At 40.2% G+C, this 24,429-nt stretch carries 25 protein-coding genes and 3 tRNA genes; 10 read left to right on the forward strand and 18 right to left on the reverse strand.

Annotated elements, in window-relative coordinates:
• Window positions 1–394 precede the first annotated feature (394 nt).
• On the reverse strand, window positions 395–931 hold the full coding sequence (locus tag AACW45_RS12740) for an outer membrane beta-barrel protein (protein WP_190632997.1): 537 nt from the start codon (window positions 929–931) through the stop codon (window positions 395–397).
• 453 nt (window positions 932–1,384) lie between these two features.
• On the opposite strand from AACW45_RS12740, the gene AACW45_RS12745 reads away from it, so the two are divergent.
• Entirely contained in the window at window positions 1,385–2,329 is a 945-nt protein-coding gene (locus AACW45_RS12745; RefSeq protein WP_190632998.1) for an ADP-ribosylglycohydrolase family protein, read from the forward strand.
• Window positions 2,330–2,631: 302 nt separating this feature from the next.
• Here the strand turns inward: AACW45_RS12745 and cutA are convergent, their stop codons facing one another.
• The 4 genes from cutA to AACW45_RS12765 all read right to left on the reverse strand — a co-directional run bounded on the left by cutA (window position 2,632) and on the right by AACW45_RS12765 (window position 5,737).
• Window positions 2,632–2,964, reverse strand: a complete 333-nt coding sequence (cutA, locus tag AACW45_RS12750; RefSeq protein WP_096645326.1) for a divalent-cation tolerance protein CutA — start codon at window positions 2,962–2,964, stop codon at window positions 2,632–2,634.
• A gap of 2 nt (window positions 2,965–2,966) precedes the next feature.
• A complete protein-coding gene (locus AACW45_RS12755; RefSeq protein WP_190632999.1) occupies window positions 2,967–4,046 on the reverse strand; it encodes a transposase in 1,080 nt (359 codons plus the stop codon).
• 21 nt (window positions 4,047–4,067) lie between these two features.
• Entirely contained in the window at window positions 4,068–4,919 is an 852-nt protein-coding gene (locus AACW45_RS12760) for a hypothetical protein (RefSeq protein ID WP_190633000.1), read from the reverse strand.
• A gap of 161 nt (window positions 4,920–5,080) precedes the next feature.
• A complete protein-coding gene (locus AACW45_RS12765; protein ID WP_190633001.1) occupies window positions 5,081–5,737 on the reverse strand; it encodes an Npun_F0813 family protein in 657 nt (218 codons plus the stop codon).
• A gap of 356 nt (window positions 5,738–6,093) precedes the next feature.
• Here AACW45_RS12765 and AACW45_RS12770 point away from each other — a divergent pair.
• The 3 genes from AACW45_RS12770 to AACW45_RS12780 all read left to right on the forward strand — a co-directional run bounded on the left by AACW45_RS12770 (window position 6,094) and on the right by AACW45_RS12780 (window position 7,189).
• A tRNA-Arg gene (locus tag AACW45_RS12770) sits at window positions 6,094–6,166 on the forward strand.
• 94 nt (window positions 6,167–6,260) lie between these two features.
• Complete coding sequence (locus AACW45_RS12775; RefSeq protein WP_313933774.1) at window positions 6,261–6,551, forward strand: HNH endonuclease; 291 nt, start codon at window positions 6,261–6,263, stop codon at window positions 6,549–6,551.
• A gap of 128 nt (window positions 6,552–6,679) precedes the next feature.
• Entirely contained in the window at window positions 6,680–7,189 is a 510-nt protein-coding gene (locus AACW45_RS12780; protein ID WP_242045463.1) for a DUF2214 family protein, read from the forward strand.
• 131 nt (window positions 7,190–7,320) lie between these two features.
• Here the strand turns inward: AACW45_RS12780 and AACW45_RS12785 are convergent, their stop codons facing one another.
• The 6 genes from AACW45_RS12785 to AACW45_RS12810 all read right to left on the reverse strand — a co-directional run bounded on the left by AACW45_RS12785 (window position 7,321) and on the right by AACW45_RS12810 (window position 12,766).
• Entirely contained in the window at window positions 7,321–8,079 is a 759-nt protein-coding gene (locus tag AACW45_RS12785; protein ID WP_190633002.1) for an RAP domain-containing protein, read from the reverse strand.
• A 266-nt stretch (window positions 8,080–8,345) separates the two neighbouring features.
• A complete protein-coding gene (locus AACW45_RS12790) occupies window positions 8,346–9,512 on the reverse strand; it encodes an Arm DNA-binding domain-containing protein (RefSeq protein WP_190633003.1) in 1,167 nt (388 codons plus the stop codon).
• Window positions 9,513–9,717: 205 nt separating this feature from the next.
• Window positions 9,718–9,789: transfer RNA gene (locus AACW45_RS12795), tRNA-Thr, on the reverse strand.
• Window positions 9,790–9,872: 83 nt separating this feature from the next.
• Window positions 9,873–9,958 (reverse strand) — tRNA-Tyr (locus tag AACW45_RS12800).
• Between the two features lie 110 nt (window positions 9,959–10,068).
• Window positions 10,069–11,889 carry an ABC transporter ATP-binding protein gene (locus AACW45_RS12805; RefSeq protein WP_190633004.1) on the reverse strand — a complete coding sequence of 607 codons (1,821 nt, stop codon included), beginning with the start codon at window positions 11,887–11,889 and terminating at the stop codon, window positions 10,069–10,071.
• A gap of 88 nt (window positions 11,890–11,977) precedes the next feature.
• Window positions 11,978–12,766, reverse strand: a complete 789-nt coding sequence (locus AACW45_RS12810) for a DUF6816 family protein (protein ID WP_190633005.1) — start codon at window positions 12,764–12,766, stop codon at window positions 11,978–11,980.
• 668 nt (window positions 12,767–13,434) lie between these two features.
• On the opposite strand from AACW45_RS12810, the gene AACW45_RS12815 reads away from it, so the two are divergent.
• Both AACW45_RS12815 and AACW45_RS12820 read left to right on the forward strand, forming a co-directional pair.
• Window positions 13,435–13,860: a roadblock/LC7 domain-containing protein gene (locus tag AACW45_RS12815; RefSeq protein ID WP_373462004.1), complete on the forward strand. Its 426-nt coding sequence runs from the start codon at window positions 13,435–13,437 to the stop codon at window positions 13,858–13,860.
• Between the two features lie 385 nt (window positions 13,861–14,245).
• Entirely contained in the window at window positions 14,246–14,800 is a 555-nt protein-coding gene (locus AACW45_RS12820; RefSeq protein WP_096645344.1) for a protoglobin domain-containing protein, read from the forward strand.
• Window positions 14,801–14,941: 141 nt separating this feature from the next.
• On the opposite strand, the gene AACW45_RS12825 is transcribed toward AACW45_RS12820, so the two are convergent.
• From AACW45_RS12825 to rpsU, 3 genes are all read right to left on the reverse strand, one after another.
• The gene (locus tag AACW45_RS12825) at window positions 14,942–15,349 is read right to left on the reverse strand and encodes a ChuX/HutX family heme-like substrate-binding protein (RefSeq protein ID WP_096645346.1); all 408 of its coding nucleotides are present in this window, start codon (window positions 15,347–15,349) and stop codon (window positions 14,942–14,944) included.
• Between the two features lie 122 nt (window positions 15,350–15,471).
• Window positions 15,472–16,425: a PhoH family protein gene (locus AACW45_RS12830; RefSeq protein WP_190633006.1), complete on the reverse strand. Its 954-nt coding sequence runs from the start codon at window positions 16,423–16,425 to the stop codon at window positions 15,472–15,474.
• Between the two features lie 397 nt (window positions 16,426–16,822).
• On the reverse strand, window positions 16,823–16,999 hold the full coding sequence (gene rpsU / locus AACW45_RS12835; protein ID WP_086682879.1) for a 30S ribosomal protein S21: 177 nt from the start codon (window positions 16,997–16,999) through the stop codon (window positions 16,823–16,825).
• Between the two features lie 42 nt (window positions 17,000–17,041).
• Here rpsU and AACW45_RS12840 point away from each other — a divergent pair, with 42 nt between their 5' ends.
• Entirely contained in the window at window positions 17,042–17,173 is a 132-nt protein-coding gene (locus tag AACW45_RS12840) for a hypothetical protein (protein WP_277880376.1), read from the forward strand.
• Between the two features lie 53 nt (window positions 17,174–17,226).
• Here AACW45_RS12840 and AACW45_RS12845 read toward each other — a convergent pair whose 3' ends face one another.
• From AACW45_RS12845 to ffh, 3 genes are all read right to left on the reverse strand, one after another.
• On the reverse strand, window positions 17,227–17,664 hold the full coding sequence (locus tag AACW45_RS12845; RefSeq protein WP_096645352.1) for a KH domain-containing protein: 438 nt from the start codon (window positions 17,662–17,664) through the stop codon (window positions 17,227–17,229).
• Complete coding sequence (gene rpsP, locus AACW45_RS12850) at window positions 17,624–17,887, reverse strand: 30S ribosomal protein S16 (RefSeq protein WP_096590652.1); 264 nt, start codon at window positions 17,885–17,887, stop codon at window positions 17,624–17,626. The genes AACW45_RS12845 and rpsP overlap by 41 nt, the downstream gene beginning before the upstream one ends.
• A 347-nt stretch (window positions 17,888–18,234) precedes the next feature.
• Window positions 18,235–19,692 carry a signal recognition particle protein gene (gene ffh, locus AACW45_RS12855; protein ID WP_190633007.1) on the reverse strand — a complete coding sequence of 486 codons (1,458 nt, stop codon included), beginning with the start codon at window positions 19,690–19,692 and terminating at the stop codon, window positions 18,235–18,237.
• 332 nt (window positions 19,693–20,024) lie between these two features.
• Here ffh and AACW45_RS12860 point away from each other — a divergent pair, with 332 nt between their 5' ends.
• The 3 genes from AACW45_RS12860 to AACW45_RS12870 all read left to right on the forward strand — a co-directional run bounded on the left by AACW45_RS12860 (window position 20,025) and on the right by AACW45_RS12870 (window position 22,424).
• Window positions 20,025–20,990 carry a nucleotide kinase domain-containing protein gene (locus AACW45_RS12860; protein WP_190633008.1) on the forward strand — a complete coding sequence of 322 codons (966 nt, stop codon included), beginning with the start codon at window positions 20,025–20,027 and terminating at the stop codon, window positions 20,988–20,990.
• A gap of 199 nt (window positions 20,991–21,189) precedes the next feature.
• Window positions 21,190–21,732, forward strand: a complete 543-nt coding sequence (locus tag AACW45_RS12865; protein WP_190633009.1) for a hypothetical protein — start codon at window positions 21,190–21,192, stop codon at window positions 21,730–21,732.
• Window positions 21,729–22,424 (forward strand): dCTP deaminase, encoded by a 696-nt coding sequence (locus tag AACW45_RS12870; RefSeq protein ID WP_190633010.1) that lies wholly within the window; start codon window positions 21,729–21,731, stop codon window positions 22,422–22,424. Before AACW45_RS12865 ends, AACW45_RS12870 begins: the two co-directional genes overlap by 4 nt.
• Before the next feature lie 302 nt (window positions 22,425–22,726).
• Here the strand turns inward: AACW45_RS12870 and AACW45_RS12875 are convergent, their stop codons facing one another.
• Window positions 22,727–24,115 carry an aminopeptidase P family protein gene (locus AACW45_RS12875; RefSeq protein WP_190633011.1) on the reverse strand — a complete coding sequence of 463 codons (1,389 nt, stop codon included), beginning with the start codon at window positions 24,113–24,115 and terminating at the stop codon, window positions 22,727–22,729.
• Window positions 24,116–24,429: the final 314 nt, after the last annotated feature.

A 24,429-nucleotide genomic window follows, 5' to 3' on the forward strand; every position in this document is an offset into this window, starting at 1 on the left:
ACGCCGAAGCTGCAAATTTGAAAGCACCTATTCGGCCAGGTGATCCCCGGATATCCGGTCGGAATTATGAGGAATATTTTATTCTAACATGACAAAAAGCTGGTCTTGTTAGTGACGCAACACTTAACAAAACCAGCATACCAGTATATCTGGTTGTGCCAAACTTTCAGATCGGGAACTTTAGAACAAACAACTCCCTCAACTAGCTAATCTGACACCTTTTTGCAAACCTATAAAATACTTCAATCCCTGGGTAAATCTTTCCAGACTGAGGCATAAAGAAAATTATCCCATGACGGCAGTTGCTACAACGGGGGGAACCCCCGCAACGCACTGCCTCCCCCATGCCCCATGCCCACCCGCCCTGAGCGAAGCCGAAGGGATGCCCCATGCCCTATCTAAACCGATAACCTACACCACCTTGAATGCTGACGGCCGAAGCTGGGCTATTTTGGTAAGTCTTCATACCTAGTGTGGTGTTACCGTAGAGCATGAAGTTTTTCGCAACTTCAGATTCTACACCAGCAGTCAGAGCTACACCATCGCGATCGCCTAGAGGAGTTTGTTTACCATCAGTTTCCACAAAAGAATAACCACCAGCTAAGTAAACATTAGTTCCTTTAGCAATTGGTGCGTCTATAGAAACTTGAGGAATAATTGCAGTTGTCTGATCGGTAAATAAGATTTGAGTCCGTGCAGAAAAGGGAGTAGGGCCTAATTTTAAACGGCCTGTAACGTTACCAGCAAATTGAGCATCTTGACCAGGTTGTCCGCCATTAGTTACACCACCTGCAACACCAGCACCAATATAGCTAGCATCAGTACCTTTTTGTGTTTGTGCAGAAGCTTGCCCTGCATTCATTAAAAGAGGAGCAATTACTACAGAAGACAACGCAGAAATTGTCAAAGCCGACTTAATTAAACCTTTCATAATTCGCACCAAATATTGTTTTTTTGCTGTTAAATTAAAAGTCGCAATCTAATAAAAAAGGTTCCAAGATTTTTTCAATTTCTACTAAATTTCTGTCTCTATTGATGCTGGTACGTTTCCAGCCCTGTATTAATCTGAACTGATAATAGCGGCGCTATAATTACAAGCTTTTTGCAGAATATCCGGGAGTTTTTACTAAAAAGTAGACGCTTTCATAACTGGCACAATAAATATTAATAATTAAGTAGAGCGGTGCATTGAAGATTATTAGACGCGATGAATCGCGTCTCTACAATTGTCATTTGTCTTCCTTGTCCTCCTTCCCTTCTCCCTTGTCCCTTTTTTTTGCATATAAAATAGGATTGCTAAATATGAGGTTGTAACAGCTATTGCAACAAGCTCTAGAGGGAATCTATAAAGTTAAGTTTTAGAGACTTTTATGGAGATTGAATAATGCTAGCCGCTACAAAAACGTTATCTGGATTGATGGGTTTATGTGTCGGTGATGCGTTGGGTGTGCCGGTGGAGTTTACCAGCCGCGCCGAACGAGTTCAATCTCCAGTCACAAAGATGTTAGGTTATGGCACATGGAATCAGCCACCAGGAACTTGGTCAGATGACAGTTCTTTGACGTTTTGCTTGGCAGAAAGTCTTTGTAGAGGGTATTCCTTAGATGCTATAGCTAATTCCTTCTGGCGCTGGTATAAAGCCGCCTATTGGACTCCTAGAGGTCAGCTATTTGATATTGGCAATACCACCCATGCCGCAATTATGCGTCTGAAACAGGGTATTTTGCCCCGGGAAGCCGGGGGAAAAATCGAAAACACCAATGGTAATGGTTCATTGATGAGAATCCTGCCAATGGCTTATTGCCACAAAATCTTGACCTATAACGAATTAATTTCGCGGGTACATGATGTTTCAGCCATTACCCATGCTCATGCGCGATCGCGCATGGCTTGTGGTATTTACATTACAATCGCCGTTGCCCTGTTAGAAGGGGCTGACCTGCAAACAGCTTATTTACAAAGTTTAGAGAAAATTCAAGCTATTTATTCTGTACGAGAGTATTTACTAGAAAAACCCCATTTTGCCCGCATCTATACTGGTGAAATCCATAAACTGCCCGTAGAAGAGATTAATTCTGGCGGCTATGTCATCGATACCCTAGAAGCAGCATTATGGTGTTTGTTAAATAGTTCATCTTATTCTCAAGCTGTGTTAACTGCTGTTAACTTAGGTGGCGATACAGATACCACTGCGGCGGTAACTGGCGGTTTAGCAGGAATTTACTACGGTATAGAGAACATACCCCAAGCATGGGTTAACCAAATCGCCCGCAAACAAGACATTATTAACTTAGCAAATCGGTTTGCGGCGGCTGTTTATAGTCAATAGTCAACCGTCAATAGTCCACCGTCAACGGGAGCATCCCAAATGTGCAAAAACGCCCTCACCCTATAAGGGTGGGGCTAGAAATACGAAGCCTGCCTTCGCAGGCTATCAAACTTTTAGCAAAAGAAGGCAGGCTTTGTTGGTATAGCAATACCCTTCTAGGGTATTGCGTCAAAATTGGGATGCTCCCCCGTCAAGCGTCAACCGTCAAGCGTCAACCGTCAACAGCCATACAAAAAAATTCCCCAATAAATAACCCCATCTCCGAGAAACTTCAAAAGATGGGGTTATTTATGTTGAATCGTCTAGGAATCGCCCTTGATTTGTTCCGCAATCCATTGCAGGTAAGGTTGAGAACCCGCAATAATGGGTAAAGCGATAATTTCCGACAACTCGTAGGAGTGCAGTTCGCGAATTTTGGCTTCCAAGGTAGAAAATTGTGCCAAATCAGCTTTAATGAGTAACTGCCATTCATCTTCTGTGTGTATTTTCCCTTGCCAGGTGTAAATCGAGTGGATTGGCAATAGACTCACACAAGCAGCGAGTTTAGCTTCCACCAGGGCATTAGCGATGGCTTGTGCCTCTTGGACATTGGCGGCTGTCGCTAATACCACACCGTAGCCAGCAGGTATTTCCATAACTAAACCGGAGATAAGGAATATACCTGACCATCAATCAATAGCCGCGTGATGCCTTTAGCTTGCAGATGAGTACGCGCCTTGTGTAGCATTTTACTATCTGGCACTTTAATCACGCGATCGCGCTTGGTAGAAAAACGCTTGGCAACGCGATGGTTATCGAACACTGGTAAAGTTCTTTGCTGAGTTTCTAGGTTCGGAATTTGACCTAAATCGCCAAAGTCTCTCAGTGGTCTGGTAATTAATTCTGAGGATCTATCAATCACCAAATAGCAAGTTTTCGGCAACTGCGCTGAGGACAATGGTAACACCTGTACTGGTGCTTCCCCTGGTCTGCGTCTGGTGACTAAAGGTCTTGCTTCCTCATAGTCATCGTCCTCATCCTCATCATAGAAATCATCGTCTTCGTCTAAATCGTCCTCTAAATCTTCCAAATCCTCAGATTCATCCAACAAGTCTTCGCCTAGCATTTGCGCTAAAACGTTAGCTTGTGGCGGTTCATCATCTAAGATGCGGCTAGAAATATTGCTCGCTTCTGCCCGCTTAGGAATCGGCAGGTTAGGAACTTCTGTTACTTTAGGAGTAGGCAGACTGACGATTTCTGGCAGTTTCGGACTGGGAGCGCTAGGAACTTCCGGCGGCTTTTTGGGAATAATTTCTAGCTGTTGTGCGACGGGTTGCTTTTCTTTTGCTTCTGCTGAAGAACGCCGCCTTACCCGTCTATTAGCCTGATTCGATTCTAGGCTATCGTCTTCTTCTAATGCAGCTACTACTTTTTCTGGCTCAACCTTAGGCGACTCCACAACCGGTTTGTCGATTGTCGGAGTTTCTGGTTTAGGTGGTTGCTGAATTAACAGTGGTAACTGCTCGTAGTTTACCTGTGCCCTACCTTCAGGAGTTCTCGCAGCCCGTTTCAAAGAAACGAGATACTCGTACTCGTCTTCTGGCAAAGTACTTTTCAGTAAGCGGCTAATTGTCGAGTTACTCACGTCATACCGTTCTGCCAAAGTTGAGGTGGTTTCGGCAGATTCTCGATATAACTTGAGAATTTCTTGTTTGTCAGAATCAGTTAATTTTCTCACGGTAGACACCAAAAATCTTTGCTACGCTCTTTTCCTTCCTCTCTCCCGCCGCGATCGGCTCAGTGATGTTTCATATTCTAAGACAGCGCCCATACCAAACAAAACTCCACTAAAAACCCAAAACACTTCTAATATCTCTCCACTTTGATAATTGGGACCTTGAGCATATTTAAACCACATATCTGCAATGTAGAGCGAAAATGCTGCGGCTGCAATCATTCTCCATGATTGCGCAACTTTTCCTCCCCAAAAGGCTAAGAGCAAAGTTGTGGCGATAATCAAAATCGCTACATCGCTGACTATGTAGAACCAATTCAAAATGGTGCCTAGCAACTCTAGTTCTTTGCTCTGTTGCAGCGAAATCCACCAGGCTAACAAACTACCAAATACGCCAATAGCTAATACAATTAGCCATTGCCATTTTTCGAGATTGATTCGCCTGTGAGCTGCTGCTAAAATCATACCTGTACCAAGACACAGATAGGTTACTACAAAAAACACATCACCAATAGAAACATCCGGTTCTTCTTTTAAGATTATTTCCGTATAACCGAAAAATATCCCCCCAAGGAAATAAGACAGCATACCTATGCCAATGGCGAGCCAAACATTGCGACCACTGACAATTTGCGGACTACGCCAATTCCTCAAGCATAAGATACCGGCACCCAGGTAAGCTAACGCTTCAAAAACATTTGTCCCAATTAAATACCATTCGGCACGACTTTCTACGCCATTTGCTCCTGGGACTTTAGCGCTAAACAATAAAAAGTATAGCAGTGCCAGTACAGCCCAGCCAATGCCAGTTAAAATCAGGTTCCCAGTTGAGAAAATAGATTTAGAACGGTAAGAATTTTCGTAAGAACTACCCATAAGGCTTGATTATCTAAACAAAATTTGGCAGAATTTGACTTGCATGACTTTGTAGGCAGGAGTTTCTCTAGAAACCAACTAGTCAATTGCTCTTGCCAAGAATGCACAATTAGCTGCCAAGAGCAAGTATCCGTGGCAACAGTTTTCCTAACTTGTCTATGCTATTGCCACAGTTTACTCATTGGAGATTGATTTAGCCAACTGATAAATAGCGATCGCTCTTCATCTGACATATCCTGTAACCTATCGACTACTGGATGAGCAAAGTTAGCATTGCCAAAGTAAGTTTTACCCAGCTTATGGAGTTCTTGTAAAAAGGTAGTTACATGATTTTCTTGCCAATTGGGCAGGCTGTGGATGTCTAGCGGATCTTGCTTGAGCAAGAATTTTACTGCTTCTGGCGTACTTGCTTGGGGAAGTTGCTTTTGTCGCAATATCTCCGTAATATCTTTTTCAAATAAAGTTGCTTGTTTAGCACCTAAAAAATCTTCAATGTCCATATACACAGCTTGCAATAGCAGCAGACTACCTTGGGTAAAAATTCCTGCTTTGCTGTGACTACCTGTATCACTTAGCTGTTCTAAACGGATTTTGCCCCAGACGCTAAAGCGATCTGGTTCTTCCAACAATACACAGGCTTTACCTCGTTGATCCGTTAATTCTCTCCACAATGCTCTAGCTTCTTCCTCTTGGCTAGCTTTAAAAACATTAATCAAGCGAAATGTTTGCCCCTGATAGTGGATAACTGGCACTGGCTGATCCCGCTTCGGGTGCTGAATGCTTGATATTTCTACATCCTGCCGTTTGAGAATAAACATGGCACTAGCAAATAACTCCTCTCAGGGGCGTTCTCAATATGCGATCTATAATCTGATTTACCAGCATCGCCAAGAGTGCGATTACCTAGCATACTGCAGACGAAAACCTCGCGATCGCTAGAGGTTACTCTACAATAGACTACCCAGTATTGATTTATTCCAATACCCAAATTAGCCATTGACCATAAAATATATAAAAAAAATAGTCCATTTACTTCGTTTTCACTGTACATTCAGTAACCAGCGACTAGCATCTTAGCCTTCTTACTGGGAAATCTGCAATTTTCAATTGCTTATTGGTAAAGGAAAAGATATAATTAAACAAATGACTCTTGCAAGAGCCATCTTATTATTTTGGGCGCGTAGCTCAGTGGATAGAGCAATTGCCTTCTAAGCAATCGGCCGCAGGTTCGAACCCTGCCGCGCTCGTGGGAAAATAAACTATAAAGTAGTGCGATAGCCTGCTGAATGTATCTAGCGATCGCTATCCTATAAGATAGGGTTGAGTTTTAGTAGCGATCGCGTGTCCAAGATTAAATTAGAGCAATGTGAACTGTGTCACAGAGAGATGGCGAATTTAACCGTCCATCACCTAGTTCCGCGACAAAATACCAAACGCAAGCACCAAGAACCAGGTGAAACAGTCAATATCTGTTCTGCTTGTCATCGCCAGATTCATGCTTTATTCGATAATAAGCTACTGGCTAAAGAACTGAATACCCTAGAAAAACTCAGCAATGAGCCACAAATGCAGAAATTCCTGGCTTGGGTAAGAAAGCAAGATCCTGGTAAGCGAATTTCCGTCCATCGCTAAAAATATTAGTCATTAGTCATTAGTCATTGGTAAGGGATTCAAAGGCTATCATCATCAACTCCATGCAATAGTAAGACAATTCTGTCTGAATAAATAGTTACTTTTTAGCTGCTTATCTTAGTGTTAGCTTGGAATTTCAAGTCATAGATAGCAACCTAGTAGAACTTAGAAATATTATGTGGGTAAGTGCGATCGTTGCGTATTTGCATTACTTAAGCTTTATCTTGTGTTTTGGTGCGCTGGTGTTAGAAGTATTTACCTTAAACAAAGATTTGAGTCTAAAAGACGCTTGGAAAATTGTCATAGCCGATGCGATTTATGGTATCTCGGCAATTGTTGTGCTGATTACAGGTATCTTGCGAGTTCTTTATTTTGGTAAAGGTACAGATTACTATTTGCACAACCCAGTTTTTTACGTCAAAGTAGCAGCTTTTATCGTGGTGGGGTGTTTGTCTATTTATCCCACTGTTTCTTTTTTAGGTTGGTTGAAAAGTCTCTTACGAGGTGAAGTACCCAAGTTAGAATTAGCAAAACTTAACCGTCTAATATGCTTAATTATATCTGAATTAGTTGGCTTTATTCTCATTCCTTTATTAGCAACTATAATGGCTAGAGGACTAGGCACAAACTTAGCCTAAATAAATTTACAGCAGATTGCCAGTTGGTGAGGTACAGATAATAGTTAATTGTAGGGGCACTGGCACTGCCATGCCCCGAATTGCTATATGAACAATGATTTCTCTATAAATAACGAGTGCGATCGCACCGATTACCATGAATGGTATCCCTCAATAAATACAATATCACCGAATACCTCTATAAAGAAAAAATAGAACTGCTCAAGCCTTTCTTTTTCTGGTAGAGATGTAATCCGCTTGATTTCATCGTTACCTATTCGGAAAACCTTAAAACCTTGTTTTCTTAACCATCTATCTTTTGCTAAATGATTTGCATATGTACTTTCACAAACTGTATATTGACGTAAATTAGAGTTATAACTTGCATAGTGTGAAGGCCCATCTATCTCAACTATAACTAGATTATTGGTTCCAAATACAGGACTTTTAAAAACGAAGTCTACTATATAAGGCTCCTCATTTGTATTTCTTTTTTCCTTAGAAAAGCTCCAGTTAATATAGACACGAGGTATTAATGCAGGAAGGTCATAGTATTCTCCTATATGATGAACGCACAATTGGCAGTACAGATCAAAAAAATCTTGTTCAGCTTGAGACTCTGGATGACAGTATTTTTTTAGCCTGTTCCACAGAGACGGTATATATTTATCAATGATATGCATAGGATGATCTGATTCTAGAGCTGCATTTACTAGTTCTCTAGGTTCACACAACTCATTTAGTTTTGAATAAAAAAGATCTTGCCAAGTTATTGCTTGTTCTTCTTTGTCTATCTGAAAACTATTAACACCACTTATATTAAGTTCAAGATTACCATCCGCACTAACCTTAAACCCCTCAAGCCAAGGATGCTTCTTATCTAGATTTCCATACAAAATAACCTGCTTCATATAAAAATTCGTCCATAATGAATTAGATAGCTTGTTTAGCTTTTATATTCCTGACTATAACGATAGACAATATCTATCCTGGTTATTTTTCAATAATAAAATAATAGGCTAGTAGGTTGAGTTTAAAGAAGTAAAATCTAACAATACCAAGGTGTTTATGTGTTGGGTTTCGTTCCTCAACCCAACCTACGATTGCTCTGATTACTCAATTAATTTATAAGGAAGCTACGATGCGGGTGTCAGCATTCAACCCAACATACAATTAACTATAGTGGCTTCAATTGTTCTAATACTTGAGAATCAAGATATTTTTGTTCAATTATTTCTACCGAATTATCACACCATTTAGCAACTACAGCCGTAGGAACACCTTTGGCGATTTGTTCAGATATGAAAGTATCACGACAAGAATATGGAGTTGTTTTACGACCAATTAATGGATCTACAATTTTATCCCAAGCTCGGCGTGAAAAGTTCCTATAATGTATTGATAATCCTTCAGGAGATGGAAATATTAAAGCTTCAAAATCGAGATTTTCTGGTTTTATGTTTAATAATAGTTTTTGTAATCTCTCGTTACAATTAAAAACCCGCTTTTTATTGTTCTTAGAACCATTAACTCGCACTCTTTCCCCATTTCCCACTTGGACTAATGCACTGTCAAAAGTAATTCGAGAACAATCATCTGTAAGATGCTTCCATTGTAGACCAATAGCCTCTGAAGGTCGGCAACCTGTCAAAAATAAAAACTCTACAAATGGTGCATAATGACTATATCCTATACCTTTAGATGGTTTGTGATTTTTAAAAGCCTGAATTATTTTGTGCTTTTCTTCTTCACTGAAAGCATTAGGTTTTGAATCATCCTGCCATTTATGCTTGGGAAGTTCATTATACATACCTGCAAAGGGATTAAATCTGACTAAACCAAGTTTTATTCCCCATTTACAAGCGGCTGAAAGATACATGAGTACATCTTTAGCTTGTGAGGTGGTTGTTTGCTGTAATAATGCAAGCCTAATTTTGATACCCTCATCTAAATTCTGATAGGGACAGCGTTTAATATGTTTTTCTAGTATTGCTAGTTTATCGATTGTTCTAGGTTTAAGAGATTGGCGTTTGTACTCAATATACTTATCCCATAGTTCAGAAATTGTTAAGACTATTTGGGGTTCATCTGGATTGACTATTGATAAGTGTCTTTGTGGCTTGTACTTAGCCAATGTTTCATCGAATTCGCCAGATTTAATGTCTAAATCTATCTGATGTGCTTTCTGTTCTGCTAGCTGACGATTTTCAGGCGTATCAGCTAAATTAAGTGATAAATATCTTTTTTTACTAGGACAGGCTTGCCTTGGCAGTCTCAGACGTAATCTATCTTGAAAAGATTCAACGCCTACTGTTCCTTTGATGGCTTTAGATGTACTATTCATAATCTAGAAATGGCTATGAATATAATTTACTCTACAAAATCATAGCCAAATCATAGCCAAAAATGCAAGTAGAATAGCTAATATTTCGATATCATAGCCAAATCATAGCCAAAAATGTGAGTAAAAAACTCAGTTTTTGCATCTCTAAATATTTTGTAAGGGCTGAAACCCTTAATTTAGCGTAGATTATATAGACAAAATAAAAAGCCCGTGACGAGGATTGAACTCGTGACCTCACCCTTACCAAGGGTGTGCTCTACCACTGAGCCACACGGGCAAAACTTAAATTTTATTGTAGTTGAGAGTTATAATGCTGGGACATTTACCATCACTCAGCGATTATAACTCTTAACTGTGAAGTGGTGGGCCGGGCTGGATTTGAACCAGCGTAGGCGCAAACCAACGGATTTACAGTCCGTCTCCATTAACCACTCGGACACCGACCCGTTTTGCATCACGATTTATAACATTAGCACCAAGTTTTTCAGACTGCAAGGGGTTGAGAAAAATTTTTTTGGGAAAACTGGGTTAAGTAAATAAACCCAGTTTCTTTAAGCTAACTCAGGAGTTCGCCAGTTTCTTGCAAGGAATGCAAGCGGCGGTAAATACCCTCTTGGCGCAAAAGTTCCTCGTGGCTACCAACTTCTACAATTCTTCCGCGATCGAGAACGACAATTTTATCGGCCTCGCGAACTGTACTCAGGCGGTGAGCGATGATGATTGTGGTGCGGGTTCCTTGAATCGATCGCATGGCTAATTGAATGGAACGCTCGGATTCGTAATCTAAGCTGGAGGTAGCTTCGTCAAACACTAGTATGTCTGGTTCTACGAGCAAAGCTCTAGCAATTCCCAAGCGCTGTCTTTGTCCGCCAGATAATCTCACGCCACGTTCGCCAACAACGGTGTAATAACCTTGGGGTAGGCATTGTAGCACTTCATCGACTCTGGCTATCCTACAGGCTTCCTGAACCTGCTCAAAGGTGGCATTTGGTCTGCCATAGGTGAGATTATCTAACACAGTACCGTTGAAGATATCAACTTCTTGGTGAACGATCGCTAATCTGCGGCGATATTTCCCTACATCTAATGTGCGAATATCTTGTCCATCAATGAGAATTTGTCCCTGTTGTGGTTCAAAATACCGCAACAATAGTTTGACTAAGGTAGATTTACCGGAACCAGAACGCCCAACTAAGGCTACTGTTTGGTATGGCTCAATCAATAAGTTGATGTCTTCCAATACTAAACGGTTGGCATCATATCCAAAATGGATATGGGATAGCTCAATTTTCCCGGTAAATTGATAAGGTGATTGTCCTTGATTTTCTACTGCTAATAAACCATCTGTATCCGCACCAGTTGGTTCTTGGAGAAATTCATGAAACCGCAACATGGAAGAATAGCGCCGGGCGAATACTTCTGCTAGGTTGCTGATAGGTTCTAACTCAGAATATGCCATGCTGGAAAGAGTTAAAGTCATGACGAAATGACCTAGAGAAATCTTTCCACCGACTGTGGCGGCTAAAGTTAAGCCAAGGATGGCAAATACACAGAATTGAATTACTGTTTTCTGCCAAGTTAGGAGATCTACGTAACCTTTATGGATGCGGTAATCTACTACTTTTAGTTCCCGTTCTAAACGTTGTGTTTGTCTTTTAAGTTCGTTACCTTCTGTGGCAAATGCTTTGACAGTTTTGATATTTGTGATTAGCTCAGAAGTGCGACTTTCGGTATTTTCCATGTACCTATCTAGTCGGCTTTCGTAACCAATTATCTTTTGCAAATCTCGCAAAGTAAAGGTGAGAATAATGGCGAAGGAAATTATATATAAAGTCGCAATCCGCCAATCAATTAACAAGATAAACACAAAAATTCCCAACACGCGGATTAATTTGGGAATTAATTGTCCGGCTATTTCTGGATATGTCCAAGTGTGGTTAGCAAGTCCTCTCGCTACTCTCCCAGCTATTCGTCCGGGGTTATTTTCATCATAAAATTCTAGTGGGAGAGTGAGAATTTTAGCTATGGATGTTTCGGTTTTTTCTCGACGCGCTCTTAAGGCTATATCCCAGTGAAACCAACTGGTTAACCAAGGTTGTGTAGGCGCTCTGACAACCGTTACTACAAAAATTATCCCTAGCAATATACCCAAGGAAAGATTTTTATCAACTGGGTAATTAATGAGAGAAGAAAAAGTTGCGATCGCACTTGCTAGCGGTGTATCTAATGGTTCATTAGATAAGACGTTTAAAATTTGTCCAATGGCATAAGGTACCACCAAATCAATCAGTTCGTAAACGCTGGATGCAGCAATACTAAAAATACTCAAACCCCAGTAGGGGCGAAAATAATGTATAATGTCTCGAAATTTGGCCATGATGCACTCTTTCCAAGAACGTGAGCTTGGAATTTATATACTACATGCGTAATACAATGTAGTCAAGTTCTCTCGCTCGAAATCAATCTTAAGGAGTAGTTGCTAATTGGGAAGGTGAAAATTCTAAGCGATAGCGATAAAGTGCAACTGGTTGAGAATTAGCAATAAAGTAATCTGGATCTTGAGGAGAAAGATAGACAGCAGTTACTTGATCGGCTTCTATAGTTGGCGGAGATTGAGAAACTTGACGGTAAGCCGTAGTAGATTCTACCTTATTTAAATAAGGACGAGAACCACCTTTAAACAGTTGTTGAAACACTTCTGTAGTGATAAACTCGCCATCAGCAGCGGTTTCTGTAGCGCGATCGCTTACAATCGAAACTAATTGGCGATCGCCGCGCAATAATGTTATCTGACGATTAGGCGAATTAGGATCAATTTTTACCGATAATACCGCTTCATTACCTAAATAAGCGCGGGCTAAATTCAAGCTATTAAAAACTCTATCGGCTACTAATATTGAGGATTTTTTACCTATCTGTAAAAGAGTTTTGCTGCTAAAAACCGGAGATTCTTCCGGAATAAATCTGACTAAAAAACTGATCGGCTGATTCAGTTGTTTGCGGTTAGCTTCAAATCCTGGTGTAACTATATCTGGTGCTAGAGGTGCAACTAAATCTACTAATGTACTTTTAACTTGCCAATCACCTGCCATCCAATCAGGATAAGCTAAATCACCTACAGCAGGTTGCACAGAGGTTAATTTCTCCCATTGGGGAAACTTCGCCAGCCTTTCTGATAATTCTCCAGCTGTAGCGTTTCCACTCCACCCGAAGAGGAACAAAGCCACTAAGCAAAAACTCCAAATCGCCTTCATAACCAGTACTTAATTTTTTAGCGAGTAAAAATTTATCTCCAAGATTATTGTGTTACATTTCGTTGATGCAAGCAAAAACACAAGCAAACATAACTTATCAGCTGTCAGCTCACTAATTATGCAGATAGGAAATTACTTTGCTTTGTATGATGTAACACACTACTTTATATACAAAAAAATAATGAGTTAATGTTTGAAAAGTAAATTAATAATGGTGTAAAATCCGTTAAAGTACTGATGAACGAGTTTCAGGGTGCGTAATAACTCGTGTAATTGATTGATAGTTGCATCTACGCTGACAAATAGTTACGTCAATATTTTCAAAACATACTGGAACTACTGATGTGCTTCCAGAGTATATTTGCACTCCTGATATCAGTGTGAGTAATTTTTATTGCTTTCACGCTCATAGAAGGTAGCTCTGCGATGATCTCAAGGGCTATATAAATATGATTGTTGCGGAGATAGAGACGGAAATCCTACGTATTGCGATCGCAGGTTGCGTAGGTGCAGGGAAAATGAGCTTAATTCGCAGTATCAGTGACATAGAAATCTGAGATTTTTTAGCTAGCAAATTAGCCTCAATGCATTTGGGCAAAATCCTTAAGCTAATTCCCCGAAAATTGAAACAAATATTTGGGGATAGAAATCAACCTGTAAATTTGCAAATTGATTTACAAACAACTAATCAACAAATTTTACCAATACTTACTGAAGAAAAAGCCATGATAAATATTTCCATGTTGCAACAGGTTCTCCAAGAATTTGTTAGTGGTACATCCCACATTCAAGGCGCAGCTTTAGTCAGTCCTGATGGTTTAGCCTTAGCTTCAGTATTACCTAGTGAAATGGATGAAGACCGCACCGCAGCCATGTCAGCAGCTATGCTTTCTTTAGGCGAACGTATAGGTAGTGAATTAGTTAGAGGAACTATTGATCGGATTGTAGTTGAAGGTGAAAAAGGTTTTGGAATTGTTGTGAGTTGTGGACCCGATGCAGTTTTACTAGTTTTAGCGAATGCTGCTGTTAAACAAGGTTTATTGTTTTTAGAAATCAAACGCGCTGTGGCTCAAATTGCACCTTTAGTGGCTTAAATATCAGGGACATTAAGGCTAATTCTGTAAATTTGCGAACCAAAGATTTTATTTCACAAAAACCTAGATAATCACAATAAATTGTGAATTCTGTCAATATCTCTAAATTGTAGAGTTGGGAGCATCCCAAATGTGCAAAAACGCCCTCACCCTATAAGGGTGGGGCTAGAAATACGAAGCCTGCCTACCCTTCGGGAACGTCTTCGACGAACGCAGGCTAAAAGTTTGATAGCCTGCGAAGGCAGGCTTTGTTGGTATAGCAATACCCTTATAGGGTATTGCGTCAAAATTGGGATGCTCCCGTAGAGTTCACAATTTATAAATTGCTGGCGCTGACAAAATACCATTTTATCCACTGCTGATTAATTTTTAGGAAATCGGAATCATGACTTTAGATCCACATACTTTCATGGCTACGCTAGAAAAGCGCATTGGTTTGACATCTGAGGATAAAGAACTGCTTAAATCTGAAGCAAATTGGGGCTTAGAACTAGCTTCAGAAATGGCGGATCATTTTTATGCTTACTTGGGACGCGATGCGGAAATGAATGCAATTTTACATGCGAGTAACGAGCGGATGCATCGCCTTCATGAAACTTTTATTCAATGGTTTCACGAAATGTTTACAGGTATGGATAATTGGGGTAATGCTTATGCAGAAAGGCGCTGGAAAATTGGACTAGTTCATGTCCGCCTTGGTATTGGGCCTCAACATGTTGTCCCTGCAATGGCGACAGTAATATATGAAGTGGGTAAACGATTAACAAAAGATGGCAAAAGTGCAAATTTAAAAGATGCTCTTGGGCGCATGTGTATGATTGATTTAGCCTTTATTGAGCAAGCTTATATTGAAGTATCTTCATCTGCGGTTTTGCGCGAAACAGGTTGGTCAGAAGGGTTGTTTAAGCGTTTGATTGTGAGCGGTGCAAAAGCTATGTAAGAGCAGATAATTTACTTATGCACTATGCCTAATTCCAAAATTATACCAATTCAAATAATGTTGGCGACATATCAATATATTTTAGAGGGCAAGGCAATGCCTTGCCCCTACAATCTGTCGCATTCTTTTGTCAAATTGGTATTAAATTTCGGCTGGTAAAGGTTGCCAAACTTCGCCATATTTGTCTTTCAGAGCTTGCCAATTTTCTACTTGACCGGGTTCATATTCTCCAGGCTTACCCCATTGTAGAAAGAAACTTAAAGCTGGCTCTTGTTTCTCATCTAAAAAGCGGATAGCATAGGTTGTAAAATTACCCCTTTTCGCTTCACCAGTTTCAAATTTCACTTGCGTAATTTTATCCATATTCAAGTGAAATTCAAAATTTTCGGTATGCATATTGGCATATTTACCCTTATTAGGTAACTCTGCATAAAATAGCTTTTCTAACTTGCTTCTAACTTCCAATACACCAGCGCTGCTAGTGACAATTAAACGCAAAGTTCCTAAGTTTTCACAAGCTGTTAAAAATTCTTTCAATGTAGTAGTCATGATTCAGAGTTAAGGATCAAGGGTCAAGAGTCAATGGTCAATGGTCAATGGTCAATGGTCAATGGTCAAAAGTAGTTAGTCATTTGACTATGGACTGTTGACTATGGACTTTTGACTATGGACTATTTTTCGTATTGTTCGTAAGCAGCGACGATGCGCTGAACTAGGGGATGACGCACGACATCTTTTTGGGAAAATTCGCAAAAAGCAATACCTTCGACGTTTTTTAAGACGTGTAAGGCTACGGCTAAACCTGATTGTTGGTTGATTGGTAAATCGGTTTGTGTCATGTCACCTGTAATTACCATACGCGAACGGAAGCCCAATCGCGTCAAAACCATTTTGATTTGGGCGGGTGTGGTATTTTGGGCTTCATCGACAATTACAAAGGCGTTATTGAGAGTACGTCCCCGCATATAAGCTAGTGGTGCAACTTCAATCACACCCCGTTCCATTAAATTAGGAACTTTTTCCGGATCGATAAATTCATTAATTGCATCGTAAAGAGGACGGAGATAAGGATTTACCTTTTGCTGTAAATCTCCTGGTAAAAAACCGAGTTTTTCGCCAGCTTCGACGGCGGGACGGGTTAAAATGATCTTTTCAAATTGATTGGCGAGGAGTGCTTGAACGGCGACAACGACAGCGAGAAAGGTTTTACCAGTCCCCGCAGGCCCGGTACCGAAAACTAAGTCACGCTTGCGGAGAACATCAATGTATTGACGCTGACGAAAGGTTTTAGCGCGGATTTCTTCACCCCGGCGAGTTCTAGCGAGGATATCGCGCTGTAAGTCTTGTAGTTCGCCTTCGCGATGGGTATCTAAAGCTTGACGGGCTGTGGAAATATCCGCACTGGAGATAGTATTACCTTTAACCCAGATTTCTTCAAGCGATCGCACTAATCGCGAAGCTAAATCAACTTGCTTGGGTGTCCCCGAAATATGTAAATCCTGTCCGCGTAATACCAAGTTAGCCCCTGTTTGCTGGGATAAAAGTTTGAGATTTTCTTCTCCATCTCCAGCTAAAGCGATCGCACTTGAAATATTCGGCAGCTCAATTTTATAGGCCTCTGCCATAGTATTTTTTAATTATAAAATTTTCCTTTAAAGGCATTAGTTATTAGTCATTAGTCATTTGTCATTAGTCATTTGTCATTTGTCCTCCTTGTCCCCCTTGTCCCTAACCCCTCTTCAAGGAGAAAAGTAGAGATACGATGAATCACATCTCTACTTTTAGTAGGTTTGCTATCAAATAGTTTCAAACCTTAACTTAGATAGTTAATTTAGGTTAACCACATTTAGGGACTTCCAAATAAAAAAATATACAACTATTTATTGTGGGGTGGGCGTCTCGCCCGCCCATAGTCAAAGGCGGGCAAGACTTCGGCGTGAGCGCTCAGTCGAACGCTGCCCACCCCACAAGATTGGATAATTTATTTCTTGGAAGTCCCTTAGCAAAGACGCTACTTTGAATTTAGTAGCGGACACCTTTGCGTGCGGCTTCCTCTTTACGCTTGCGTCGTAAACTAGGCTTTTCGTAACGTTCCCGGCGTCTAACTTCTGATAAAATGCCGGCTTTTTGAATTTTCTTTTTAAAACGTCTCAGCGCTGAGTCTATTGACTCATTTTCACCTAAACGAACTTCAGCCACTCCCTGGTTTCACCTCCTGACAGAGATTGTTCAGAGTTAAATATGATTATCGGTAACTATAAGCAGTGTGCGATCGCTCTTCTTGATGGGAAACACCCATTAATTAATCAAGCAATGCCTCACCCTACTGATGCCAGAGTACCAAATTTGGCGTTTTTTAACCATTCCTCTTGACCAGAATGTCTGAGCGGATAATAAACCGCCCAGACTGGCTATAAAGTTTCCACCTAGCGGGTGCGGGGTTTGGCGATTGGTCTGGGGCCGTTTCCGTTTCCGCGTCGTTCTCTTGATTTGGGTGGCGGTAATCGCTCTTCCCTATCTTCATCAAAAGATCCGCCTTCCCGTGAGGCGCTGCTGCCATAGATATCCAGATATACTGATTGTCCAGCTACTTCGGCCGCTGCGGCAATTACTGTGCGAATCGCCTGAATATTGCGTCCTCCCCGACCAAATACTTTGCCTTTATCTGCACTGTCAAAAGCGATGCGAATCCAAGCCTTATTGAGACTTTGGGAAATTTCACAATCGACGCTTAAAGACTCTGGGGATTCTAAAAACGGCTGCACTAAAAACCTCACCAACCCTTCGTAATTGGGGCTGGCTGAGGAGGATTGGTTTCCGATACTATGATGCGGCTGTTGTGGCACTGACCTGTTCAAAAACATTAGCTTTTACTAGGATGCGACGAACGGTGTCAGTTGGTTGAGCACCTTGTTGCAGTCGCTTGACGATTCCGGGAACGTCCAATCTAACTTCATCTGTTCTGGGGTTATAAAATCCCAGTTCTTCTAAGGGACGACCATCGCGGCGAGCGAGGCTGTTGATAGCTATGATGCGGTAACTCGCTTCCCGCTTTTTACCGTATCGCTTCAAGCGCAGTTTGATCATGATTGAAAAATCGTTCTCCTGTTTTGTAGATTTCAGTTGGAAGTAAGTGCGGTTTTGTATCGGTCAAAAGTCCATAGTCCAAAGTCAAAAGACTTTTTTCTGTAGTTTTCGACCTGAAAGAGCCGACAAACTAATTTTGGCTATTGCCGTTAAGTTGAGGCTCAACTTCTTTTAGGCACAATTTTCCATCCTGGAATGCTAATTTTAGCACTTGCTGGGGATGAACTGCTATTTGTCATTTGTCATTTGTCAGAGACGCGATTAATCGCGTCTGTACAATTGTTTAGGCTGATGACTGATGACTGATGACTGTGAACACTGAGCGGAGTCGAAGTGTTGACTATTGACTAAAGATTGCCGAATCCTTTCTTTTTCTTCTCTTTCTTTTTCTTTTTCGTTGCGCCGGGATTGTTTCCGGTATAACCTCGCCAACCTGGGGCGGGGGGGCGATTACCTCCGCCGGCGAAGGCGTTACCCATACCGCCAAACATTCCGGGCATACCAAATTGACCTTGACCCATTTGTTGCATGAGCGATCGCATTTTTTGGAAATCAGCTACAAGTTTGCTCACATCTGCTTCTTTATAGCCAGATCCTGTAGCAATCCGCCGTCTGCGGCTGGGAGAACTAGCTAATAAATCTGGGTCGCGTCTTTCTTGGCGAGTCATGGAGTTAATCATCGCTTCACAGCGTTTTAGCTGGGTTTCTCCATGTTTTAGTTGGTCGTCAGAAAGCTTGTTCATCCCTGGAATCATTTTGATGATTCCACCCAGCGATCCCATGTTTTTCAGCAGGCGCAATTGCTTGAGAAAGTCGGTAAAGTCAAACTTGGCTGAGAGGATTTTCTCCTGCATTTGCTCTGCATCTGCCAAGTCAATTTCTTCTTGGGCTTTTTCCACTAAGGTGAGGACATCACCCATACCCAAAATCCGCGATGCCATCCGGTCTGGGTAAAATGGTTGCAGTGCTTCGACTTTTTCACCGACACCGACAAACTTAATCGGTGCGCCAGAAATTTGTCTGACAGATAGTGCAGCACCACCTCGGCTATCACCATCCATTTTGGTAAGAATTGCACCAGTAATCCCAATTTCTTCATGGAAAGTGCGGGTCAAATTGGCGGCTTCTTGACCAGTCATCGAGTCCACTACCAACAAGGTTTCCTGGGGTTGGACTGTCTGTTTAATTCTGGCTAATTCTGCCATCATATCTGCGTCTATTTGCAGACGACCAGCAGTATCAATAATTACTGTGTTTATGCCTTCTGCTTTAGCTCGTTCTACACCTTGGCGGGCAATTTCAACGGGATCTGCATCGCTTCCCAGTTCAAATACTGGTACTTCAATTTGTTTACCTAAGGTAATTAACTGATCGATCGCGGCTGGACGATATACGTCTGTAGCTACTAACAAGCAGCTGCGATTTAATTTCCGCAGATGCAAAGCTAACTTAGCCGTAGCAGTGGTTTTACCAGTACCCTGCAATCCAGCCATGAGGACAATGGTAGTTTCTCCCTCGACTTCTACCAAGGGAACATTTTCTTCCCCCATCACCTGAACTAGTTCATCGTAAACAATTTTGATGAACTGTTGGTCAGGGCGCACGCCAGCGATTACCTCAGATCCCTGTGCTTTGGCTTCGACTTCACTAATAAAATCTTTAACTACCTGGAGGTTAACATCTGCTTCCAACAAAGCGCGGCGAACCTCGCGCAAAGCATCTTGAATGTTGGACTGGGAAATTTTATCCTGTCCCCGTAGTTTCTTCCAGGCAGATTCTAAACGATCGGCTAATGCATCAAACATAATTTCGATTACAGGTAGTGAGGCAGTAGAAATTTTCAGTAGAGTTTAAACGTGCTATTTACCAGCTTAGTAGTTTTCCTTGCGACTTGAGCAGGGGTATAGATAATTCAGCGCTTAAAGCTAGGGATATGTTATGTGATGAGCGATCGCATGTGACTGTTTACGCTCGTCCCTGTTACTAACTCAAGGTTCAGATCGATACAAATATCAGCAACTATGAAAATTTTGCCTCTTTACATTTTATGCATGGGTTTCATAGGAGATAATGTAAGACGAATAAAGCCAGAGCTATTACCCACAGTAGTTTGGTTATAAAACAGGAAATATAGCGTATGCAAGTAAGACCAGAAATTTTTGATACTTATTGGCGATTTGCTGCTATGCGCCAGGAGGTATTTTTCAAAAAAATTAACAATTTAGCACCACCTTGGACGAGCGATACCATTATTAATACTTACAAATTCTGTAATGCTTATCGGGCAAGCGATCGCGTTTCTCAATATTTGATTAAAAATATCATTTACGATAAAAATAGAAGTCACAATGAAGAAGAAGTCTTATTGAGAATTTTATTATTTAAATTTTTTAATAAAATAGAAACATGGGAATATCTGGAGAATCAAATAGGAGATTATATTACTCTATCTAACTTTAATCTGGAAACTTATTCTAACCTATTACAAAAGGCTATGGAGCTTGGATATGTCATTTATACTAGTGCTTATATGTCTTGTGCTAGTAAAGAGTTTGGTTATCATAAAAAGCACCAAAATCATCTAGCATTAATTGATAAAATGATCCTCCAAGATAAGGTAGTAAATCGAATAGTAAAAGCCAAAACATTTGAAGAAGTTTTTAATACTATTTTAGAGTATCCTTTGTTGGGTAAGTTTATGTCTTACCAATTAGCTACAGATATTAATTATAGTGAAATTATTAACTTTGACGAAAATAGTTTCACTATAGCAGGCCCAGGTGCAGAACGCGGTATTCAAAAGTGTTTTGTTGATATAGCAGATAAAACATACGCTGATATTATTCATTGGATGACGGAAAACCAAGAAAAAGAATTTCAGCGTTTGGGTTTAAATTTTCAATCTCTCTGGGGTCGTCCTCTGCAAGCCATAGACTGTCAAAATCTTTTTTGTGAAACTGATAAATACTGTCGAGCAGCATTCCCTAATTTAAAAAGCAATCGTAAAAAAATAAAATCTAAGTTTACTCCAACTCCTCAACCAATTGACTATTTTTATCCACCTAAGTGGGGTATCAATGCTAAAATAAAAATTCTCTCATAGGAAATAATATATTTTAAGCATTTGCTGTTAGGAAATAAATTTTAATAATATATCTATCCATAAACTCTCTAAAATTTAAACTTATAAATTGCTATTATATCTATTATTTTAAAATATCATATATATATTAACACCTATTTATTGCTAAAATAATTAGCGTTGTGCAAGATATTTTAGAATTTAATTTAAAAACTAGTATATGAATATTATGAAAAGCTCAAGAATTTCAGTAGAAATATTAAATGATTATCAGCTATTACAAATGCAACATGATAAAATCTATCATTATGAAATAGTTGCTCTTGGTATTTCTCGACGAATGAATCATATTGTATTGCATTTAGTTAAATATCTGGGAATTCTTTCGTCTATGCCTGCTTCCTCCAGAGAAAATAGTAGAGCATTTATTGATTCATTTATCATGATAGTCTCTGCCAGTAATCTCTTGGGAATTTCTTTAGCGAAAGAAGTTTTCAGCAATAAGATTAACTATGGTTTTGGTAACTTTATTGATGAATATATTCATATAATTGCTGAATTAGCTAAAGCTTGTGAAGCAACAGACCACCAAGAAGATTATCCAATACGGGCAACATGGAACAAGAATATAATAAAATTTTTTCTCCTACTTATTAGGGAAGCAGAATCACGAAATATTTCTATTATAGAAGAGTCTAGTAGGCGTTTAGTCTGTGTAGAAATGAAGCATTCACTCAACGATATCTTGCAGGTAAAACAATGAGTTTTTGGTCATCACAAACTTTGAACTCTCGTCTTCGCAATTTAATTGCACCATTTAATCCCGATCAAATTCAATCTGCATCTTACGAATTGTGTTTGGGGGAAGAAGTTTATATTTCAGCGCTTCCTGATACACCTATAAAAGAGCGTAAAAAAATTATTCTTGGAGATAAAGAAACTGTTCCTATCCCTCCAGGACAATTCGCATTTCTGATAACTGCTGAAACAATTCAAGTGCCTAAAAACGCACTTGCATTTATTTCAATCAAATTTAAATTTAAATCAAGTGGACTAATTAATGTTTCTGGTTTTCATGTTGATCCTGGCTATAATGGCAAGCTAATTTTTGCTGTTTATAATGCGGGGCCTCTTAACTTCCATGTAGCAAGAGGTGAGAGATTCTTTTCTATATGGTATGCAGACTTGGATCAAGATGACGAAAATCCACGGAATAAAATAGGTTATGATTCAATCCCAACTGACTTAATTAATCGTCCTGATTTAGTGTCCTCTCTGCCTTATTTAGTAACACGTATGGATGATCTAGAGAAGAGAATAGAAAATTATTCTGTTAAACAAGCTATTGTATTTACAATTGCTATTGGTATTTTACTAACTTTAGCAAAGCCAATAGTAGATATCTTTACGCAACCATTACTTAATATAATTAAATCTTCTCTTCCATTCTATTAATTATCGATAATTTAAAATAAATTTAACCTATATCTACATACCTATCCAAAATATTCAGAACTTACGCAAAAATTATCAAAATCCTTAATTTATTGAACCGCCAAGACGCCAAGAATGCCAAGAATTTGTAGAGTGTGCGTAAGTCCTAATATTAAGATTTTTATTGGGTTTTAGGATGGAGAAGTCATAATATGACTGGGCTGAAAGAGTGCAATATGAATATTGAAAATATTCAATTTTATAAATATAACCCAATTTTATGATTGCACAACATTAGTCCAGTCACTATAGATTGTGTTATTTCAATCCTTTGCTTTGACTAAATCTTCTACAGCATTAGCTTGATTTGGTAATGCAGCCGTTAAAACTTCACTGCCTTGCGCTGTGACTAATACATCATCTTCGATGCGGATTCCTCGGACATCGGCAAATTCAGCTAATCTGTCCCAGTTGACTGTGTACTGATAGGTTGCGCGATTTTGAGGATTGTTTAAAATTGCTGGAACTTGATAAAAACCTGGCTCAATTGTGACTAGCATTCCTGGGCGGAGGGGACGATTTAAACGCAGGTAGCTTAAGCCAAAGCGATCGCTTCTGTTTCTTCCTTCTTCATAGCCTGCTAAATCTCCCAAATCTTCCATATCATGCACATCTAAGCCTAAGAGATGTCCGATACCGTGGGGGAAAAACAAAGCATGAATATCTCTAGATACTAAATCCTCAGCATTTCCCTGCAAAATACCTAAATTTACTAATCCTTCGGCAATTACCTTGGCTGCTAATAGATGAATCTCGCCATACTCGACACCAGGACGGATTTTAGCAATACAAGCATCATGAGCGGCTAGGACAATATCATAAATGTCTCTTTGGGTAGATGAAAATTTACCAGATACAGGCCAAGTTCTCGTAATATCCGCCGCCCAGCCTGTGTCTGTTTCTGCACCCACATCGGCTAATAGTAAATCGCCTGGTTGTAAGGGGTGGTGATAATGCTCGTTGTGCAATACTTCACCGTGGACTGTGACAATACTGTTGTAGGAAGTAGTCATATTATGAGCGATGATGACTCCTTCCATTGCTCCACGAATTTCTGCTTCCCGTTTTGCTTGTACTGTGGCGGACATTCCGGCTTTATGGGCTTCTACACTCACAACCGCAGCTTTGCGTAACTCGGCTAACGCGCCTTCGTCGTGGGTGAGGCGCAAGGATACAACAGCCTTGGCTAACTCTAAATCAATTCCTTGGGGGGGATTTTGCGGTAAAACCCACCTATTTAGCAGTTGGGATTGTTTTGTCCATGTGGCTGCATCTTGAACTGCGATCGTGGCTGCGTCTGCTACCAAAAACTCTAATTCTGACATTGGTTTAGCACTATCAGCGCCAATGATTTGGGCGATTTCCTCACGTTTGGGCATTTCTCCATGCCATAGGGCGCTGCTAGGATGAGGATCGTCCATAAATAACTCTAGCTTCCCTGCTTCTAAGCGAATTGCTGCATTTGGTAGGTTTAGCCCAGCAAAATAAATAAAATGACTGCTAGCGCGAAAGGGATAGACATTTGCAGCAAAATTGCGTGGATTGCTGCTTCCTGACCAAATAACTGCGGGAAAATCTATAATTTGAGCTAGTCTTTGCCGTCTTTGGCGTAATGTATCAATTAAAGAACTTGAGGTGTTGGGGATAAGCATTATGAATTATGAATTATGAATTATGAGTTATGAATTATGAATTATGAGTTACAACAGATTGCCAGTTGGTGAGGTAGAAACGATCGTTGATTGTAGGGGCACTGGCACTGCCATGCCCCTAAGCGCGTACCTCATTTATCTGAAATATGCTGTATAAATTATTATGGCTAAAAAATCTCATATTTTTGCCCTAGGGACATCCAATTTTTTAAATACCCAATAAATTTGTAGTGCGAGCATCTTGCTCGCTTTTAAACACCAGCGAGCAAGATGTTTGTCCTTCGGACACGCTACGCGAACGCACTACGAAATAT

The sequence above is a fragment of the Calothrix sp. FACHB-168 genome, from assembly GCF_963889195.1.
GTDB classification, from domain to species: Bacteria; Cyanobacteriota; Cyanobacteriia; order Cyanobacteriales; family Nostocaceae; genus Aulosira; species Aulosira anomala_A.